General features: G+C 68.8%; 17 protein-coding genes. 7 read left to right on the top strand and 10 right to left on the bottom strand.

The genetic code is table 11. The features are described 5' to 3' along the window. Positions 1-265 precede the first annotated feature (265 nt). Positions 266-1,114 (top strand): ureidoglycolate lyase, encoded by an 849-nt coding sequence (locus tag H0X95_RS20595; RefSeq protein ID WP_034203167.1) that lies wholly within the window; start codon positions 266-268, stop codon positions 1,112-1,114. 187 nt (positions 1,115-1,301) lie between these two features. Here the strand turns inward: H0X95_RS20595 and H0X95_RS20590 are convergent, their stop codons facing one another. Further along, a complete protein-coding gene (locus H0X95_RS20590) occupies positions 1,302-1,685 on the bottom strand; it encodes a VOC family protein (RefSeq protein WP_006481651.1) in 384 nt (127 codons plus the stop codon). Positions 1,686-1,714: 29 nt separating this feature from the next. Continuing rightward, positions 1,715-1,840, bottom strand: a complete 126-nt coding sequence (locus tag H0X95_RS36200; protein ID WP_006494357.1) for a hypothetical protein — start codon at positions 1,838-1,840, stop codon at positions 1,715-1,717. A gap of 120 nt (positions 1,841-1,960) precedes the next feature. Here H0X95_RS36200 and H0X95_RS20585 point away from each other — a divergent pair, with 120 nt between their 5' ends. Then, positions 1,961-2,590 (top strand): CGNR zinc finger domain-containing protein, encoded by a 630-nt coding sequence (locus tag H0X95_RS20585; protein ID WP_006494358.1) that lies wholly within the window; start codon positions 1,961-1,963, stop codon positions 2,588-2,590. A gap of 15 nt (positions 2,591-2,605) precedes the next feature. Here H0X95_RS20585 and prpR read toward each other — a convergent pair whose 3' ends face one another. Continuing rightward, entirely contained in the window at positions 2,606-4,594 is a 1,989-nt protein-coding gene (gene prpR / locus H0X95_RS20580) for a propionate catabolism operon regulatory protein PrpR (protein ID WP_059722160.1), read from the bottom strand. A gap of 170 nt (positions 4,595-4,764) precedes the next feature. Between prpR and prpB the strand changes: the two genes are divergently transcribed. From prpB to prpF, 4 genes are all read left to right on the top strand, one after another. Beyond that, positions 4,765-5,658, top strand: a complete 894-nt coding sequence (gene prpB, locus H0X95_RS20575; RefSeq protein ID WP_006481649.1) for a methylisocitrate lyase — start codon at positions 4,765-4,767, stop codon at positions 5,656-5,658. Between the two features lie 40 nt (positions 5,659-5,698). Further along, entirely contained in the window at positions 5,699-6,871 is a 1,173-nt protein-coding gene (gene prpC, locus H0X95_RS20570; protein ID WP_006491569.1) for a bifunctional 2-methylcitrate synthase/citrate synthase, read from the top strand. 85 nt (positions 6,872-6,956) lie between these two features. Next, positions 6,957-9,551, top strand: coding sequence for a Fe/S-dependent 2-methylisocitrate dehydratase AcnD (gene acnD / locus H0X95_RS20565; RefSeq protein WP_059722158.1), 2,595 nt, complete (start codon positions 6,957-6,959; stop codon positions 9,549-9,551). A gap of 24 nt (positions 9,552-9,575) precedes the next feature. Beyond that, on the top strand, positions 9,576-10,766 hold the full coding sequence (gene prpF / locus H0X95_RS20560; protein ID WP_059722156.1) for a 2-methylaconitate cis-trans isomerase PrpF: 1,191 nt from the start codon (positions 9,576-9,578) through the stop codon (positions 10,764-10,766). Between the two features lie 58 nt (positions 10,767-10,824). Here the strand turns inward: prpF and H0X95_RS20555 are convergent, their stop codons facing one another. From H0X95_RS20555 to H0X95_RS20525, 7 genes are all read right to left on the bottom strand, one after another. Next, a complete protein-coding gene (locus H0X95_RS20555; protein ID WP_006481650.1) occupies positions 10,825-11,763 on the bottom strand; it encodes an alpha/beta hydrolase in 939 nt (312 codons plus the stop codon). Between the two features lie 38 nt (positions 11,764-11,801). Next, on the bottom strand, positions 11,802-12,956 hold the full coding sequence (locus tag H0X95_RS20550) for an acyl-CoA dehydrogenase family protein (RefSeq protein WP_006481666.1): 1,155 nt from the start codon (positions 12,954-12,956) through the stop codon (positions 11,802-11,804). A gap of 38 nt (positions 12,957-12,994) precedes the next feature. Further along, the gene (locus tag H0X95_RS20545; protein WP_006481669.1) at positions 12,995-14,317 is read right to left on the bottom strand and encodes an MFS transporter; all 1,323 of its coding nucleotides are present in this window, start codon (positions 14,315-14,317) and stop codon (positions 12,995-12,997) included. A gap of 10 nt (positions 14,318-14,327) precedes the next feature. Next, positions 14,328-15,380 carry a porin gene (locus H0X95_RS20540; protein ID WP_006481652.1) on the bottom strand — a complete coding sequence of 351 codons (1,053 nt, stop codon included), beginning with the start codon at positions 15,378-15,380 and terminating at the stop codon, positions 14,328-14,330. An 81-nt stretch (positions 15,381-15,461) separates the two neighbouring features. Beyond that, on the bottom strand, positions 15,462-16,259 hold the full coding sequence (locus H0X95_RS20535; RefSeq protein ID WP_006481661.1) for an enoyl-CoA hydratase/isomerase family protein: 798 nt from the start codon (positions 16,257-16,259) through the stop codon (positions 15,462-15,464). Beyond that, positions 16,256-17,476 carry a CaiB/BaiF CoA transferase family protein gene (locus H0X95_RS20530; RefSeq protein WP_006481673.1) on the bottom strand — a complete coding sequence of 407 codons (1,221 nt, stop codon included), beginning with the start codon at positions 17,474-17,476 and terminating at the stop codon, positions 16,256-16,258. Before H0X95_RS20530 ends, H0X95_RS20535 begins: the two co-directional genes overlap by 4 nt. An 80-nt stretch (positions 17,477-17,556) precedes the next feature. Beyond that, on the bottom strand, positions 17,557-18,339 hold the full coding sequence (locus H0X95_RS20525) for a crotonase/enoyl-CoA hydratase family protein (RefSeq protein ID WP_006481671.1): 783 nt from the start codon (positions 18,337-18,339) through the stop codon (positions 17,557-17,559). A 134-nt stretch (positions 18,340-18,473) separates the two neighbouring features. Here H0X95_RS20525 and H0X95_RS20520 point away from each other — a divergent pair, with 134 nt between their 5' ends. Continuing rightward, on the top strand, positions 18,474-19,223 hold the full coding sequence (locus H0X95_RS20520) for an IclR family transcriptional regulator (RefSeq protein WP_048987749.1): 750 nt from the start codon (positions 18,474-18,476) through the stop codon (positions 19,221-19,223). The last annotated feature ends 100 nt before the right edge of the window (positions 19,224-19,323 follow it).

The following is a 19,323-nucleotide window of genomic DNA, read 5'->3' as shown; positions in this document are numbered from 1 at the left end:
GTGCAGCCGGCCGGCATGGACCGGCACGCGTCGCGGATGCCGGGCCGTCGTCGCCGATGCGCAGACCGGCGGCCGCCCGTTCGATGCGCGCCGTACTTCCGTACGGCGCCGCGATCGCTGCGCCCGCGCGACCCTCGCGCGTCGACGGCATCCCGCATGCGGCGCCGACGCGTGCAATCGACGATCGACAATCAGTCCGGCGCGCGGCTGCGAAAGGCCGCGTCGGCCGGTATCCTGTCCCATTCGACAACAGAGGTTAAGCACGATGAAACTGCTTCGCTATGGCCCGTCCGGCCAGGAAAAGCCCGGCATCCTCGACGCGGCCGGCCGGATTCGCGACCTGTCCGCGCATGTGCCGGATCTTGCCGGCGAGGTGCTGTCCGACGCGGGTCTCGCGCGGCTGCGCGCGATCGATCCGGCCACGCTGCCGCTCGTGTCGGGCGAGCCGCGCATCGGCGCGTGCGTCGGTCACGTCGGCAAGTTCATCGGCATCGGCCTGAACTATGCCGACCATGCAGCCGAAGCCGGCATGCCGGTGCCGAAGGAGCCCGTCGTATTCGGCAAGTGGACGAGCTCGATCTGCGGCCCGAACGACGGCATCGACATCCCGAAGGGTTCGGTCAAGACCGACTGGGAAGTCGAACTGGGCGTCGTGATCGGCGCGAAGTGCAAGGACGTCGACGAAGCGCGCGCGCTCGATTACGTCGCGGGCTACTGCGTCGTCAACGACGTGTCCGAGCGCGAATGGCAGATCGAGCGCGGCGGCCAATGGGACAAGGGCAAGGGTTTCGACACGTTCGGCCCGATCGGCCCGTGGCTCGTCACGCGCGACGAGGTACCCGATCCGCAGCGTCTCGACCTGTGGCTCGAAATCGACGGCCACCGTTATCAGAACGGTAACACGCGCACGATGGTGTTCACCGTCGCGCAGCTGATCGCGTATCTGTCGACCTGCATGACGCTGCAGCCGGGCGACGTAATCACGACCGGTACGCCACCGGGCGTCGGCATGGGGATCAAGCCGTCGCCGGTATTCCTGAAGGCCGGCCAGATGGTGCGCCTCGGGATCGACGGGCTCGGCGAGCAGTTGCAGAGCACGCGCCACGCGCAATGAGCGCGTGAGCGACGAGGGCCGGCTGGAGGACGCAGCCCCCCGTGCTGGCCATGCTGCCCGCCACGTCGGCATGAATGCCAGCGGCGAGCGGCGCGCCCCGAACGACGAGGCAGCTCAAACCAGGGGCCCGATTCCGCGCGATGCGGAATCGGGCCCTTGTCGCTTGTCCGCGGCGGTGCGAAGCGGATCAGACCACGTTGTCCAGTTCGCAATGCGCTTCGAGCCGATATCCGTCGGGGTCGACGACGAACGCCGCGTAGTAGCCCGGGCCGTAGTGCTCGCGCTTGCCGGGGCCGCCGTTGTCCTTGCCGCCGTGCTCGAGCGCGGCGCGGTAGAACGCATCGACCTCGACCGGCGACGCGGCCTTGAACGACAGGTGCAACCCCGAATCGGGATCGGCGACGACCGGGCGAGCCGCGTGCTGCAACCACAGCTCGGGCTCGGTCGTGCCGTACCCGATCGCGTTGTCGTCGCTATACAGACGCTTGTAGCCGAGTGCGCCAAGCGTGCTGTCGTAGAAGGTGCGGCTGCGGCCAACGTGTGCAACGCCGAATGAAAGGTGATCGATCATCTGTGGTTCTCCTTGAACTGAGGGGGACGTCAGAACGGCAAACCTGCCTGGAGGCACCATGCCAGCCGCTTGCAGCGAAGCGCGCCGAGCGTACTCGCCTCGTACGTGCGGCCGGCGACGGTGTGGATAACGCTGAACGAAAAGCGATCGATCATCTGTGTCTCCTTGGATTGAAGGGAGCGTCGGTGCAGCACCTTTTTTAACCACCATGCCGGTTATGTTAGAAATCGCTCCGGCGCTTGTCAACCGGCATGGTGGTTAGATACGATCGCGTCATGAGAAAAACGCAACCTTCCGTCGCGATCGACTGCCTGATCCCGGCGCCGCCCGAGACGTTGAGCCTCGATTTCGCGAACACGCTGTACTGGCGCGGCAGCGACCCGCCGACGGAAACCTTCGGCGCGCTGGACGACCTGCTCGCGTGGTGCCGCGAGCAGGCCGGCGTACCGGCCGGGCTGGTCGACGCGTGTCGTGAGCAATATCCGAACCCGAAGAAGAATGACGAGCCTCCGATGCTCGCGCAGGCGCTCGCATTGCGCGAGGCGCTCTACCGGCTCTTTCACGCGCAAGCGGAGCAGCGCGAGCCACAGCCCGACGATCTCGCGCTGCTCGGCGGCTTTCTGGCGGAAGCGTCGCCGCGCGTTGCGCTGGCGCGCGTCGACGGCCGCTACGCGTGGCGGATCGATGCGTCAGGTGCGACGCTCGCGGGGCTGCTGAGTCCGGTGCTGTGGTCGGCGATCGACCTGCTCGGCGGCGCGCGGCTCGCGAAGGTCAAGCGCTGCGCGAACGATGCATGCCAGTGGCTGTTCATCGACGACAGCAAGAACGGCAGCCGACGCTGGTGCTCGATGTCGTCGTGCGGCAATCGCGCGAAGGCGTATCGCCACTATCACAAGGCCGAATGACGGGGCGGCCCGAACCTATTTCGCCGACAGCTTGCGCCACAGCGTCGTCTTGCTGATGCCGAGCATCGCGCAGGCGCGATCGCGGTCGCCGCCGCACGCGTCGAGTACCGCGCGGATCTCGTCGGCTTCCGCGCGACGGCGGCGTGCGTGGAGCGTTTGTCCATCGTCGTCGGCGCCCCCACCGGCGTCGGGCGGCGCGGCGAACAGCTCGGGCGCGATCACCTGCAGCGCGCCGGCGGCGAGCGCCGCACACGCGGCGTCCGGATCGCTCTCGTCGACGTCCTCGGCCAGCTCCACCGCGATCCGCTCGACCACGTTCTGCAACTCGCGCACGTTGCCCGGCCAGCGGTAGCGCGCGAGCGTCGCTTGCGTCGCGCCGAGCACGCGCAGCGCGTCGTCGGTGTCGCGCACGCGTTCGGCGAGACGCGGCTCGCGCCGCGCGGCCTGCACGAGCAGCGTCGCCGCGAGCGCGGGAATGTCGGCCGCGCGTTCGCGCAGCGGCGGCAGGCCGACGTTCAGGATGTTGAGCCGGTAATAGAGATCCGCGCGGAACGTGCCGGCCTCGACGGCCGCGAGCAGCGGCCGGTGCGTCGCGGCGATCACGCGCACGTCGATGCGGATCGGCTCGGTCGAGCCGAGGCGGATCACTTCGCGTTCCTGCAGCACGCGCAGCAGCCGGCTCTGCAGCGACGGCGGCATCTCGCCGATTTCGTCGAGAAACAGCGTGCCGCGATGCGCGGCCTCGAACAGGCCGGTCTTGCCGCCGCGTCGCGCGCCGGTGAATGCGCCTTCCTCATAGCCGAACAGTTCGCTCTCGAGCAGCGCTTCCGGAAACGCGCCGCAGTTGACCGCGACGAACGGATAGCTGCGCCGCGCGGACAGCGCATGCAGGCTCTGCGCGATCATTTCCTTGCCGGTGCCGCTTTCGCCGAGCACGAGCACGGTCGCGTCGGATTTCGCATAGCGGCGCACGAGCTCGCGCACGCGCGTCATCGGCGCCGAGGCGCCGACCACGTCGTCGAGCGCATAGCGGGCCGCGAACTGCTGCGTGGTCGGTTGCGAACGCAGCGCGCGATCGAGCCGTTCGACCGCGCGCGATTCCTGGAACGTCAGCACGCTGCCCGACGTGACGCCGCGATCGACGAGCGGCCCGCGATGCACGACGTAGCGCACGCCGCGCACGGTCGCGAGCGCGTCGCCGTCCTCGCCGCGCAGCGTGCGCAGTTCGGGCCGCAGGTCGACGAGCGCGCGGCCGACGGCCGCCGCGGGTTCGACCCCGAGCGCCGACGCGAGCCGTTCGTTGATCGCCTCGACGCGGCCGTGCGCGTCCAGCGCGACCACACCGTCACGCAGATGCTGCAGCAGCGTGTCGAGCCGCTGGCGGCGGAATGCCTCGGCGTGCGTCGCATACGCGACTTCGAGCGCCGTCTCGACGGCCTTGCGCACCGACGCGTGCGAATACAGGAACACCGCGCCCATGCCGGCGCTGGCCGCGAGATCGGTGACGAGGCCGGGGCCGACGATCGTCTCGATGCCGCGATCGCGCAGGTCGTGCACGCAGGCTTCCGCTTCCTGCGCGGACTGATATGACGCAAACTGCACGTCGAGGCCGTACGCGGCGACGAAGCGACGCACTTCGGGCGGCGTTTCGCCGGCGCTGACGAGCGCGATCCGCGTCGCGTCGCGTCGCGCGCGCGCGAGCGCCTGCATCACGTCGAAGCCGGTCGGCGACACGACCACCACCGGCACCTGCGCACGCGTTTTCAGGAAGCCGCCGTTCGAGCCGGCCGCGACGATCACGTCGGGCCGCGCGGTGCCCGCCTCGGCGATCGCGCCGAGCGCATCTTCATAGGCGCGCGTCACGATGCGCACGTCGGCGCGTTCGTCGAACTCGCCGGCGATCTCGCGAAACAGGTCGCGCAGGCGGCTGATGCCCATTGCCCAGATGCGCGGACGCACCGTGCGGTCGGCCGGGCCGACGGGCTTGGTCGAAGAGAGGTCCATGACCGCCGATTATGCGCGCGCGATTTCATTTTTGAAACACGAAATTGCCGAATTGAAATCTTCCGGCGCCGTCTCGCCCGGGGCGGGTGCTTAAGAATCAGTGGGTTAGCGACGTTTCGCAAGCTGGCCCGGTCCTTGCTGTTATCGGGCATTCCATCAGGAGGCCGTTCATGAGCAATACGCATCTTCAGAGCGCCGGCGCGAAGTTCCGCGCGGCAGTCGCGGCCGAGCAGCCGCTGCAGGTGGTCGGCGCGATCACCGCGTACGCGGCCAAGATGGCGCAGGCCGTCGGCTTCAAGGCCGTGTACCTGTCGGGCGGCGGCGTCGCCGCGAACTCGCTCGGCATCCCCGACCTCGGCATCAGCACGATGGAAGACGTGCTGATCGACGCGAACCGGATCACCAACGCGACCGACCTGCCGCTGCTGGTCGACATCGACACGGGCTGGGGCGGTGCATTCAACATTGCGCGCACGGTCCGCTCGTTCATCAACGCCGGCGTCGCGGCCGTGCACCTCGAGGACCAGGTCGGCCAGAAGCGTTGCGGCCACCGTCCTGGCAAGGAAGTCGTGCCGATCGACGAAATGGTCGATCGCGTGAAGGCCGCGGTCGATGCGCGTACCGACGACCAGTTCGTGATCATGGCGCGCACCGACGCGGCTGCCGCGGAAGGGATCGACTCGGCGATCGAGCGCGCGGTCGCGTACGTCGAAGCCGGCGCGGACATGATCTTCCCGGAAGCGATGAAGACGCTCGACGACTACCGCCGCTTCAAGGCTGCCGTGAAGGTGCCGATCCTCGCGAACCTGACCGAATTCGGCTCGACGCCGCTGTTCACCGTCGACGAGCTGCGCGAGGCGAACGTCGACATCGCGCTGTACTGCTGCGGCGCGTATCGCGCGATGAACAAGGCCGCGCTGAACTTCTACGAAACGCTGCGCCGCGACGGCACGCAGAAGGCGGCCGTGCCGACGATGCAGACGCGCGCCGAGCTGTACGACTTCCTCGGCTATCACGAATACGAGCGCAAGCTCGACGAACTGTTCGCGCAGGGCAAGAAGTAACGCGGCCCGCATCCCCCGATACCCATTGGAGAAACAAAACATGAGCGAGACGAAAGACGCAGCAGCACCGGCCGCCGCAGGCGCATTCAAGCCGAAGAAGTCGGTGGCGCTGTCGGGCGTGACGGCCGGCAACACCGCGCTGTGCACGGTCGGCAAGACCGGCAACGACCTGCACTATCGCGGCTACGACATTCTCGACGTCGCCGAATCGTGCGAATTCGAGGAAATCGCGCACCTGCTGGTGCACGGCACGCTGCCGAACCTGACCGAACTGGCTGCGTACAAGACCAAGCTGCGCGCGCTGCGCGGCCTGCCGAGCGCGCTGAAGGCCGCGCTCGAGCAGATTCCGGCGTCGGCGCATCCGATGGACGTGATGCGCACCGGCGTGTCGGTGCTCGGCACCGTGCTGCCGGAAAAGGACGACCACAACCTGCCGGGCGCGCGCGACATCGCCGACCGCCTGATGGCGTCGCTCGGCTCGATGCTGCTGTACTGGTATCACTTCTCGCACAACGGCAAGCGCATCGAAACGGAAACCGACGACGATTCGATCGGCGGCCACTTCCTGCACCTGCTGCACGGCAAGACGCCGTCGAAGTCGTGGGTCGAGGCGATGCACACGTCGCTGATCCTGTACGCGGAGCACGAATTCAACGCATCGACGTTCACGGGGCGCGTGATCGCGGGCACGGGCTCGGACATCTACTCGGCGATCACCGGCGCGATCGGCGCGCTGCGCGGGCCGAAGCACGGCGGCGCGAACGAGGTCGCGTACGAAATCCAGAGCCGCTACAGCTCGCCTGACGACGCCGAAGCCGACATCCGCCGCCGCGTCGAGAACAAGGAAGTGGTGATCGGCTTCGGTCACCCGGTCTATACGATCTCCGATCCGCGCAACAAGGTGATCAAGGGCGTCGCGCACAAGCTGTCGAAGGAAGCGGGCGACCTGAAGCTGTACGACATCGCCGAGCGCCTCGAATCGGTGATGTGGGACGCGAAGAAGATGTTCCCGAACCTCGACTGGTTCAGCGCCGTGTCGTATCACATGATGGGCGTGCCGACCGCGATGTTCACGCCGCTGTTCGTGATCTCGCGTACGTCCGGCTGGAGCGCGCACATCATCGAGCAACGCATCGACAACAAGATCATCCGCCCGAGCGCGAACTACACGGGCCCGGAAGACCTGCAGTTCGTGCCGATCGAGAAGCGCTGAAACGCCCGCCGCGCGTGCCGGCGCCCGTGAGGATGCGGGCCGCCGGCGCGCGCGGAACGTCATACCCAGATTTCCGCCCCACATCATGAATACCGCCAACCGCAAACCCCTGCCCGGCACGTCGCTGGACTATTTCGACGCGCGTGCCGCGGTCGACGCGATCGCGCCCGGCGTGTACGACACGCTGCCGTACACGTCGCGCGTGCTCGCCGAAAACCTCGTGCGCCGCTGCGATCCGGCGATCCTCGCCGATTCGCTGAAGCAGATCATCGAGCGCAAGCGTGAACGCGATTTCCCGTGGTTCCCGGCGCGCGTGGTGTGCCACGACATCCTCGGGCAGACGGCGCTCGTCGATCTCGCCGGCCTGCGCGACGCGATCGCGGACGGCGGCGGCGACCCGGCGAAGGTGAACCCGGTCGTGCCGGTGCAACTGATCGTCGACCACTCGCTCGCCGTCGAATGCGGCGGCTTCGATCCGGACGCGTTCGCGAAGAACCGCGCGATCGAGGATCGCCGCAACGAGGATCGCTTCCACTTCATCGAGTGGACGAAGAAGGCGTTCGAGAACGTCGACGTGATCCCGCCGGGCAACGGCATCATGCACCAGATCAACCTCGAGAAGATGTCGCCGGTGATCCAGGCGCAGGATGGCGTCGCGTTCCCGGACACCTGCGTCGGCACCGACAGCCACACGCCGCACGTCGACGCGCTCGGCGTGATCGCGATCGGCGTCGGCGGGCTCGAAGCCGAGAACGTGATGCTCGGCCGCGCGTCGTGGATGCGCCTGCCCGACATCGTCGGCGTCGAGCTGACCGGCAAGCGCCAGCCCGGCATCACCGCGACCGACGTGGTGCTCGCGCTGACCGAGTTCCTGCGCAAGGAAAAAGTGGTCGGCGCGTACCTGGAATTCCGCGGCGAAGGCGCGGCGAGCCTCACGCTCGGCGATCGCGCGACGATCTCGAACATGGCGCCCGAATACGGCGCGACCGCCGCGATGTTCTTCATCGACGGCCAGACGATCGACTACCTGCGCCTCACCGGCCGCAGCGACGAGCAGGTGAAGCTGGTCGAGACCTACGCGAAGGCAGCGGGCCTGTGGGCCGATACGCTCGCGAACGCGCAGTACGAGCGCACGCTGACGTTCGACCTGTCGAGCGTCGTGCGCAACATGGCCGGCCCGTCGAACCCGCACAAGCGGCTGCCGACGTCGGATCTCGCCGCGCGCGGCATCGCCGGCCAGTGGGAAGAGAAGCCGGGCGAGATGCCCGACGGCGCGGTGATCATCGCCGCGATCACGAGCTGCACGAACACCAGCAACCCGCGCAACGTGATCGCCGCCGCCTTGCTCGCACGCAACGCGAACGCGAAGGGCCTCACGCGCAAGCCGTGGGTGAAGAGCTCGCTCGCGCCCGGCTCGAAGGCGGTCGAACTGTATCTGGAAGAAGCGAACCTGTTGCCCGAACTCGAGAAGCTCGGCTTCGGCATCGTCGCGTTCGCGTGCACGACCTGCAACGGGATGTCGGGCGCGCTCGATCCGAAGATCCAGCAGGAGATCGTCGATCGCGACCTGTACGCGACGGCCGTGCTGTCCGGCAACCGCAACTTCGACGGCCGCATTCACCCGTATGCGAAGCAGGCGTTCCTCGCGTCGCCGCCGCTCGTGGTCGCGTATGCGATCGCCGGCACTATCCGCTTCGACATCGAGCGTGACGTGCTCGGCCACGATCCGGACGGCCAGCCCGTCACGCTGAAGGACATCTGGCCGACCGACGAGGAGATCGACGCGATCGTCGCGTCGAGCGTGAAGCCCGAACAGTTCCGCAAGGTCTACGAGCCGATGTTCGCGCGCAGCGCCGATGCGGGCGAGCGCGCGGCGCCGCTGTACGACTGGCGCGCGCAGAGCACGTACATCCGCCGTCCGCCGTACTGGGAAGGCGCGCTGGCCGGCGAGCGCACGCTGAAGGGCATGCGCCCGCTCGCGGTGCTCGGCGACAACATCACGACCGACCACCTGTCGCCGTCGAACGCGATCCTGCCGAACAGCGCGGCCGGCGAGTACCTCGCGAAGATGGGCCTGCCGGAAGAGGACTTCAACTCGTACGCAACGCACCGGGGCGACCACCTGACCGCGCAGCGCGCGACCTTCGCGAACCCGACGCTCGTCAACGAGATGGCGGTCGTCGACGGCGCGGTGAAGAAGGGCTCGCTCGCGCGCGTCGAGCCGGAAGGCAAGGTCATGCGGATGTGGGAAGCGATCGAGACGTACATGAATCGCAAGCAGCCGCTGATCGTCGTGGCCGGCGCCGACTACGGCCAGGGCTCGTCGCGCGACTGGGCCGCGAAGGGCGTGCGGCTCGCGGGCGTCGAGGCGATCGCCGCCGAAGGCTTCGAGCGCATCCACCGCACGAACCTGATCGGGATGGGCGTGCTGCCGCTCGAGTTCAAGCCGGGCACCAACCGGACGACGCTCGGCATCGACGGCACCGAGACCTTCGACGTGATCGGCGAGCGCACGCCGCGCGCCGATCTCACGCTCGTGATTCACCGCAAGAACGGCGAACGCGTCGAGGTGCCGATGACGTGCCGGCTCGATACGGCCGAGGAAGTGTCGATCTACGAAGCGGGCGGCGTGCTGCAGCGGTTCGCGCAGGACTTCCTCGAATCGTCGCAGGCAGCCTGACCGGCGCACATTGAGAACACAGACATGGCTCATATTCCTCAAATCAGGATTCCCGCGACCTACATGCGCGGCGGCACCAGCAAGGGTGTGTTCTTCCGGCTGCAGGATCTGCCGGACGCCGCGCAGACGCCGGGCGCCGCGCGCGACGCGCTGCTGCTGCGCGTGATCGGCAGCCCCGATCCGTACGGCAAGCAGATCGACGGGATGGGCGGCGCGACGTCGTCCACCAGCAAGACGGTGATCGTGTCGAAGAGCACGCGGCCGGGGCACGACGTCGACTACCTGTTCGGTCAGGTCGCGATAGACAAGGCGTTCGTCGACTGGACCGGCAACTGCGGCAACCTGTCGGCGGCGGTCGGCCCGTTCGCGATCAGCGGCGGGCTGGTCGATCCGGCGCGCGTGCCGCGCGATGGCGTCGCGACCGTGCGGATCTGGCAGGCGAACATCGGCAAGACGATCATCGCCCATGTGCCGATCACGAACGGCGCGGTGCAGGAGACGGGCGACTTCGAGCTGGACGGCGTCACGTTCCCGGCCGCCGAGGTGCAGCTCGAATTCATGGACCCGGCCGCAGAGGAAGAAGGCGCGGGCGGCTCGATGTTCCCGACCGGCAACCTCGTCGACGACCTAGCCGTGCCGGGTATCGGCACGCTGAAGGCGACGATGATCAACGCAGGCATCCCGACGATCTTCGTCGACGCGGAAGCGATCGGCTACACGGGCACGGAGCTGCAGGACGCGATCAACGGCGACCCGAAGGCGCTCGACAAATTCGAGACGATCCGTGCGCACGGCGCATTGCGGATGGGCCTGATCGACACGCTCGACGAAATCGCGACGCGGCAGCACACGCCGAAGATCGCGTTCGTCGCGAAGCCGGCCGACTACGTCGCGTCGAGCGGCAAGCGCGTGAACGCGGGCGACGTCGACCTGCTGGTGCGCGCGATGTCGATGGGCAAGCTGCACCACGCGATGATGGGCACGGCGGCGGTCGCGATCGGCACGGCCGCGGCGATCCCCGGCACGCTCGTCAATCTCGCGGCGGGCGGCGGCGAACGCCACGCGGTGCGCTTCGGCCATCCGTCGGGTACGCTGCGCGTTGGCGCGGAAGCGCGGCGCGAGAACGGCGAGTGGACCGTCACGAAGGCGATCATGAGCCGCAGCGCGCGCGTGTTGATGGAAGGCTGGGTGCGGGTGCCGGGGGATGCGTTCTGAGCGTGGTCGTCGGGATCGGCGCGGATGCGGGCGGCTTCGGCCGCCCGCATTGTTTTGGTCAGCCGTGCAGGAACCGGCGCAGCGCGTCGTGGCTCAGGCGGCGCGCCGTTTCCGACACTCGCGCGCCGGGCACGAGGTCGAATCCATGGACGCCGCCGGGCAGCACGTGCAGTTCGGTCGGCACGCCTGCGCGCAGCAGGCGCTGCGCGTAGTCGAGATTTTCGTCGAGGAACAGGTCGAGCGAGCCGACCGACAGGAACGTGGGCGGCAGGCCGTCGAGCCGCGTGGCGCGCGCGGCCGCCGCGTACGGCGACACGCCGTCGATGCCCGGGGCGTGACCGAGCAGCGCGGTCCAGCCGAACCGGTTGTTGGCCGCATGCCAGATGAATTCTCCGGCATGCGGATGCGGCGGGCGCGTGCAGGTGCGATCGTCGAGCATCGGATAGATCAGGTGCTGGAACGCGAGCGGGAATTCGCCGCGGTCGCGGGCCAGCAGCGCCAGCGCGGCGGCTAGCCCGCCGCCCGCGCTTTCGCCCGCCACGCCGATCCGCGCGGCGTCGATGCCGAGGGTATCGGCGTGACGGAACACCCATGCGAGCGCCGCGTAGCAGTCTTCGATCGCACCGGGAAACACCGTTTCCGGCGCGAGGCGATAGTCGATCGAGATCAGCGCGCAGCCGAGGTGTGTGACGAGCAACCGGTGCACCGCTTCGAGCTCCTTCGCCGCGCCGCGCACGAAGCCTCCGCCGTGCAGGTGGACGATCGCTGGTAGCGGGCGCGCGTGGCCGTCGGGCAGATAGACGAGGACCGGGACGTCCGGCGCGCCGGACGGGCCGGGCACCGTGCGGCGTTCGAGCGTGCTGCCGGTCGGGTCGGGCGGCGGCAGCGGCAGCACGCGCTGGCGCGACTGCGCGAGGTTGTCGGCATCGAGCGTGACGGTCGGCCAGGTCTCGAGCAGCGGGCGGATTTCAGGATCGACGAGATGCAGGGTGTTCAACGCAGGGCTCCATCGTGGAAGTGGGCGGCGCGCCGCGGTCAGAGCACGCTGCGCGCGACGACCCAACGGTGCACCTCGGTCGGGCCTTCGAAGATGCGCATCAGCCGCGCTTCGCTGGCCATCTGCTGCAACGGCATTTCCTTCGTCATGCCCATCGCGCCGAGCGTCTGCATCGCATGATCGATCACGGTCCACGCCATTTCGGTCGCGAACACCTTGACCATCGAGATCTGCGTGCGGGCATCCTGCCCGGCATCCACGCGCGCGGCCGCTTCGTAGGTCATCAGGCGGCATGCGTGGATCTGCGTGAGCGCGTCGGCGACCCACCACTGGACCGCCTGACGCTCCGCGAGCGGCACGCCGAAGGTCGTGCGCTGTTTCGCATGGTCGCACAGCAGCGCGACCGCGCGCTCGGCGCGGCCGATGCACCACGCGGCCATCTCCAGCCGCCGGTTCGCGAGCCGGGCCTGCATCGGCGTGAAGCCGGCGCCTTCCGGGCCAAGCAGTTGCGCGGCGGGAATGCGGCAGTCTTCCAGCACGATTTCGTAGGTCGACAGCCCGCCGATCATCGGAATCCGGCGTTCGATGATGAAACCCGGCGTGTCGCGATCGACGATGAACGCCGACATGCCGCCGCGCTTGCCCTTGCTGCGATCGGTCAGCGCCATCACGATCGTCCAGTCGGCATCGGCCGCGTGGCTGATCCAGATCTTCCGGCCGTTCAGCACCCAGCCGTCGCCGTCGTGCACGGCGGTCGTCGACAGCGCGCCCGGGTCGGAGCCGGCGCCCGGCTCGGAGATCGCCATCGCGGCACGCGTGGCGCCGCGTGCGTACGGGTCGAGATAGCGCGCGCGCTGCGCATCGTCGGCCGCATCGCACAGCATCCGCAGGTTCGGCGAGTCGGGCGGCAGGATGTACGGGGTGACGGTCGTGCCGATCGCCTCGTTCACGCCGACCATCGCGACGGCCGGCAGATCCGAGCCGCCCACGTCGAGCGGCGCGTCGAGTCCCCACAGGCCGAGTTGCCGGGAGCGCTCGTCGAGGTGCGCACGTTCGTCGACGAGCAGCCCGAAGCGCTGGCCGTCGGCCTCGCGCGCCATCACCGCCGCTTCGAGCGGAATCAGTTCGTCCTTCACGAAACGCGCGACGAGATCCCGGATCATCCGGTGTTCGAGTTCGAGTTCGAAATTCATGTGGGTAGGTGCGTACAGGAGAGGAAGAAGCCGTGCCGTCAGCCGGCGTTCGCGCGCGCCGCCGCGCGGGCGCGCAGCGTCCCGAGCAACGCGAGCGCGCCGGCCGCCAGCAGCGCGGCATTGAAATAGAGGCCGCCGCGCATCGATCCGGTGGCCGTGTTGAGCACGCCCATCAGGAACGGGCTCGCGAATCCGCCGATCGCGCCGGTCATCGTGATCGCCGCGATCGCGACCGCCATCGAGCGCTTCGGCAGCGCGAGCCCCGGCAGCACCCAGAACGCGGGCAGCGCCGCGGCGTGCGTGGCGACCGCGATGCACAGCGCGATCATCAGATGCGACGTGCCGGCGCTGCTCGCGAGACCAGCGAGCGCCGCCGCGCACGCGAGCATCGCGACGGCGCCGTGCTTGCGCCATTCGCGCCGGCGCTCGGTGCGCCAGCCCATCGCGAGCATGCCGACGATGCCGCACAGGTACGGCAGCGCGGATATCAGCCCGATCTGCATCGCGCCATGCAAGCCGCCGCGATGCAGGATCACGGGCATCCAGAACACCAGCGCGTAGCCGGCGGCCGCGATCGCGAAATTGGCCGCGCACAGCAGCCAGAAATCGCGGTGCGCGAGCAACGACCGCGCCGCGTTCGCGGCCGGCGTATCGGCTTCGGCCTGCGCATGCGCGGCGCGCAGCGTGGCCTTGTCTGCGTCCGACAGCCAGCGTGCGTCATCCGGCCGGTCGTCGAGAAAGCGTAGCGCGACGAGGCCGAGCGCGCTGCTCGGCAGCCCTTCGACGACGAACAGCCATTGCCAGCCGCTCAGGCCGCCCAAGCGGTCGAAGTACGACAGGATCGCGCCCGACACGGGGCCGGCGATCAACCCTGCGAGATACAGCGCGGTCATGAACAGCGCGAACGCCTTGGCGCGCTGCCGTGGCGGATACCACGCGCCGAGATAGAACAGGATGCCGGGGAAGAAGCCGGCCTCGAACACGCCCAGCAGGAAGCGGCACGCGTAGAACTGCGCGGGCGTCGTGACGAACATCGTCGCGGCCGAGCCGAGGCCCCACAGCACCATGATCCGGGCAATCGTCCGCCGCGCGCCGATCCGCGCGAGCCACGCGTTGCTCGGAATCTCGAACGCCATGTAGCCGATGAAGAAGATGCCCGCACCGAGCCCGTAGACGGCGTCGGAGAAGTGCAGCTCGGCGGCCATCTGCGCGTGTGCGAAGCCGATGTTGATCCGGTCGATGAACGACAGCGTGTAGCAGAGGATCAGGAACGGCAGCAGCCGGCGCGAGATCCGGCGATACAGCGCCTGCGTCGCGCCGTCGTCGTCGACGGCCGGGTGGGTCGAAAGGGTCGGGGTCATGGGCACTCCGTCAGAAGCGGTGAACGATGCCGAGCGCGAACACTTGCTCGGTGCCGCCTGCTTGCGGCTGCAGGCCGGCGACGACGGTATTGCGGGCGTCGCCGCCGTTCTTCATGTAGAGATAGCGGGCGTAGAGCGAAGTCCGCTTCGACAGCGGATGGTCGTAGCCGACGCCGAGCGCAGTCGCGTCGTTTGCCGAACCCTTCACGTCGCGGCGCACCACCGACACGAGCACGCGATCGAGCGCGCCGACGTTGATCGACGCACCGACGCTCGCGGTCGAGAACGCGGGCAGGCGCGCCGCCGTGCCGACGCCGTACAGGAACGCGGCGTACAGCTTGACCCGCGCGAATGCGTAGTTGGTCGCGAACACGTAGTGGCGGGTCGTCGACGGCGCGACGACGGGTCCCAGGTTGCCGGCCGACGTATCGCCCTGGAAGCCGGCGCCGACATAGAGGCCGCCGATCCGGTACTGCAGCCCGGCGCCGTAGTTGCGTCCAGCCTGTGTCGACAGCGCGTTCGGCGTCGGAAAGCCGTACGTGGCCATCACGCGCAGGCCGTTCCAGTCGGGGCTCAGGTACGACGCCGCCTGGTTGAAGCGCGGAATCGGTGGCGTCGTGTTGCTCGTGATCGTGTCCGTCGACGTCGCGAGCAGCGCGAGCGGCGACAGCCGCTCGTTGAGTCCGAACGGATCGCCGTCGTACACGACGTAGAACGCGGGCGTGTATTGCCGGCCGAGCCGCAGGTCGCCGTAGCGCGCGTTCTGCAGCGACACGTATGCCTGCCGGTAGAACAGCGTGCCGCCCTGGAACGATCCGTCGGCCGGCGAGAAGCCGCTTTCCAGCACGAATTTCGTCGACGTGCCGCCGCCGAGATCCTCGACGCCCGTCAGGCCGAAGCGGCTCGTCGACGCGCCGCCGCCGCTTTGCCGCATGCTCGACAAACTGCCGACGCGATCGAATTCGACGTAGCTGTCGACGATCCCGTACAGCGTGACCGACGACGCGTGCGCCGGCGTGGCGCACAGCACGCACGCGCTGACCAGGAATGCTTTTCGTTGCATGAAGGTGTCTCCGTCCATGTTTTATTGGCGCGCCCGCGTTCTGGGAGCGGTGCGCGCGGGTGTCGCGGTGCGGTGCCGGGCTCAGCGCCCCTTGAACACCGGCTTGCGCTTCTCGAGAAACGCGCGGGCGCCCTCGATCCGGTCCTCGCTCGCGTAGACGTCGGGGCCGACGTCCAGCCGCAGCGCGGCGGCCACCGGCAGCCCCTGGCTGCGGGTCGCGGTTTCCTTGATGCGGCGGATCGTGAGCGGTGCGTTCGCGGCGATCGTCTGCGCCAGCTCGCGCACGGTGTCGTCGAGCGCGGCGCCCGGCACGACGCGGTTCAGCAGGCCGACGCGTTGCGCTTCGTCTGCGTCGAAGCGGCGGCCCGTGAACAGCAGCTCCATCGCGATCGCGTGCGGCAACATGCGCGGCAGCAGCACGCTAGCGAAGTTCGCGCCCATGCCGACCCGCGCTTCGGGCAACGCGAAGGTCGCGTTATCGGCGGCGATCCGCAGGTCGCACGCGAGCGCGATTTCGCAGCCGCCGCCGATTGCATGGCCGTTGACGGCCGCGATGGTCGGCTTGCGCAGTTCCAGGATCAGCTCGTGGACGTTGCGCGCGAGTCCGCGCATCGGCTGCATCCCGCGGATCTCGGGGTCGCCGAGATCGACGCCCGCGCTGAACGCGCGTTCGCCCGCGCCGCGGATCACGATGACGCGAATCGACGGGTTGTCGTCGAGCGTGACGAGTTCGTTGCACAGGCGCCGGATCGCGTCGGCGGACAGCGCATTGGCGACGTGCGGGCGATTCATCGTCAGCCACGCGACGCCGTCGGCGTCGTCGCGCAGGATCGACGGCGCATCGTCGTCCGTCGGTGAAGAAAAGCGCGGGGCGGTCATGACGCGCTCCCGGCCACGTCTGCCCGCGTGTCGGGCAGCACGCCCGCCTGCCGCAGCGCGTCGCGGCGCGCCGCGTCGATCCCGAATGCGTCGAGCACGGCGTCTGTGTCGGCGGCGAACGGCTGGGGCGGCCGGCGGATCGCGCCGGGCGTGCGGGACAGCTTGGCGGGGATGCCCGCGCCGATGTACGTGTCGGTGTCGACGAACATCGCGTTGCGCGCCGCCTGCGGATGGCCGAACGCATCGGCCACGGTGTTCACCGGCCCCGTCGCGACGCCGGCGTGCATCAGCCGCTCGACGACGTCGTCCGCCTGCAGTTCGGCGGTCAGCTGGCCGAGCAGCGAGTCGAGCGCATCGCGATGCGCGACGCGCTGTGCATTGGTCGCGAAGCGCGGATCGCGCGCCAGCTCGGGCACGCCCAGCGCGTCGACGAGCCGCGCGAACGTGCGGTTGTTGCCGGCGCCGGTCGCGACCGGCTTGTCCTTGCACGGATAGACGCCGTACGGCGCAATCGCGCCGTATACGTTGCCGGTCGCGACGGGCACGTCGCCGGTTGCCATCCAGCTCGTGCTGACCGGATGCAGCATCGACAGCGCGGTGCTGAACAAATCGATGTCGACGTGCTGCCCGAGGCCGGAGCGTGTCCGCTCGACGAGCGCGATCAGAATGGTGGAGACGGCGCTCAGGCCGGCCGCGTAATCGACGACCGGAAACGGCACCTTGAGCGGCATGCCGCCCGGTTCGCCGTTGATCGACATGAAGCCGGCGAGACCCTGCGCGACCGCGTCGTAGCCCGGAAACCGCGCAAGCGGGCCGTCGGTGCCGTAGCCGGAAATCGAGCAGTGGACGAGGCGCGGAAAGCGCGCGCGCAGGCAGTCTTCGTAGCCGATGCCCCAGCGTTCGAGCGTGCCCTGCTTGAAGTTGTCGATCAGCACGTCGGCCGTTTCGAGCACGCGGAACAGCACGTCGCGTCCGTCGGGATGCGACAGGTCGAGCGCGAGATTGCGCTTGTTGCGGTTGAGCCCCCAGTAGTAGCTGGAGATGCCGTTCGGCATCGCGGGGCCCCAGTCGCGCGTTTCGTCGCCCTGCGGCGGTTCGATCTTGATGACGTCGGCGCCGTGGTCCGCGAGCGTCTGCGCGCAGAACGGCCCCGCATAGACGCGGCTCAGGTCCACCACGCGCACCCCTGCGAGTGCGCCTTCGTTGCTGCTGGTCATGACGATGTCTCCTTCGATGTGGGTTCGACGGGCCGGCAGGCCGGCCTGTGCCGGCCGCACGGCCGCGATGCGTCGCGGGTTCAGCCGCGCGCGGCGAACAGCGCGGTGACGGCCGCGCGATGGTCGGGACTGGCGTGCGCGAACGCCTGGTACGACGCCGACAGGTCGAGCAGCGTGTCCAGGCTTGCGTGGCGGCCTTCGCGCAGCAGCCGCTTGGTCAGGCGTAGTGCGGTGCCCGAGTGATGCGCGATGCGGCCGGCCAGTTCGTGCGCATGCGCGAGGAGGTCGCCATCGGGCACGACGCGCGACACGAGTCCGCAGCGCAGCGCGGCCTGCGCGTCCAGCGCATCGCCGGTGAACGACATTTCCGCGGCGACCGCGGCGCCGACGATCCGCGGCAGGAACCACGCACCGCCGTCGCCCGGCACGAGACCGAGCGCGATGAAGCTCTCCGCGAAGCGCGCACGCTCGGCGGCGATGCGGATGTCGCACATGCACGCGAGATCGGTGCCGGCGCCGATGGCCGGACCGTTGACCGCTGCGATGGCCGGCACTTCGAGGTGCTCGAACGCATGCGCGAGCCGCTGGATGCCGCGGCGATAGCTGGTGCGGATCGCAGCAGGGTCGTGCGGGCCCGCTTCCACGAACGCGCGCATCGCCTTTACGTTGCCGCCCGACGAGAACGTCGTGCCGGCGCCGGTCAGGATCAGCACGCGGATCGATTCGTCACGGTTTGCTTCGTCGCAGCATTCGGTCAGCGCGTCGATCGCATCGGTATCCGAAATTGCGTTGCGGGTGTCCGGACGGTTCATCGTGACGGTCAGGATCGCGCCCTGCCGTTCACGGATCAAAAAGGCTGCCATGTTGTCTCCGTGTGTTCTGTGCCGCGGGACTTCACGCCGCGGGCCGAAGCCTAGTATCGTCACGACGGTTGGCGGCGGGAAATTCCGTTCCACATACGTGGAAGGCCCGTGCCGGTCGCTGCGGAGAGGGCGGGATGAGCGGAAACGTGGTCAAGAGCGCGGCGCGCGTGTTCGAGGTGCTGGAACTCTTCAGCACCTTGCAGCGGCCGCTGAGCGTGCGCGAGATCGCGACGCGCTGCGGGTATCCGGGGTCGAGCGCGGCGGCGCTGCTGACCAGCATGAAGACGCTCGGCTATCTCGCCTACGACGATGCAACCCATGCGTATGCGCCCACCGCGCGGCTCGTCAATCTCGGCGAAGCGCTGGTCGATTCGGCGGCCGGCAGCCGGCGGCACTGGCATGCGGTCGCGAAGCGGCTGGCGGCGCGCACGCACGAGGCGGTCGTGATCGCGGTGCAGAGCGACCTGTACGTGCAGTACATCGACGCGGTCGAGGGCTCGCATTCGATTCCGGTGCAGTTCTATGCGCCGATCGGCACGCGTCGCGAGATCTGCATGTCGGGCCTTGGCTGGGCGCTGCTGAGCATCCAGCCCGACAGCACGATTCGCCGGCTCGTGTCACGCAGCATCCGCCGGATCGGGAAGTCGGGCAGGACGATCGACGAGGACGTCGTGCTCGACAAGGTCGAACAGACCCGCCGGCTCGGCTATTCGTATTCGGCGCACACCGTGACGCAGGGCGCCGCGATGATCTCGATGGTGATCGCGGATGGCTGGAACGGGCTGCCGCTGGCGATGGGCGTGGCCGGGCCGGTCGAGCGGATCGACCCGCATCGGGACGCGATCGTGCGCGCGATGCAGGCGGCGCTGGCCGAGCGGGCGTAGGGCCCGCGCAAGCCCGTTATCGGTGTGAACAGGCGCTGGTCGCGCGAAGCTGGCGGGCGCAGGCATTCGCATAGAATCGGAAAGCTTCGCCGCCCCTGTT

It is taken from the genome of Burkholderia sp. 9779_493 (assembly GCF_015712215.1).
GTDB classification, from domain to species: domain Bacteria; phylum Pseudomonadota; class Gammaproteobacteria; order Burkholderiales; family Burkholderiaceae; genus Burkholderia; species Burkholderia cenocepacia.
Note: the sequence above shows the minus strand (reverse complement) of the source record. Positions and strands in the feature narration are given on the sequence as shown.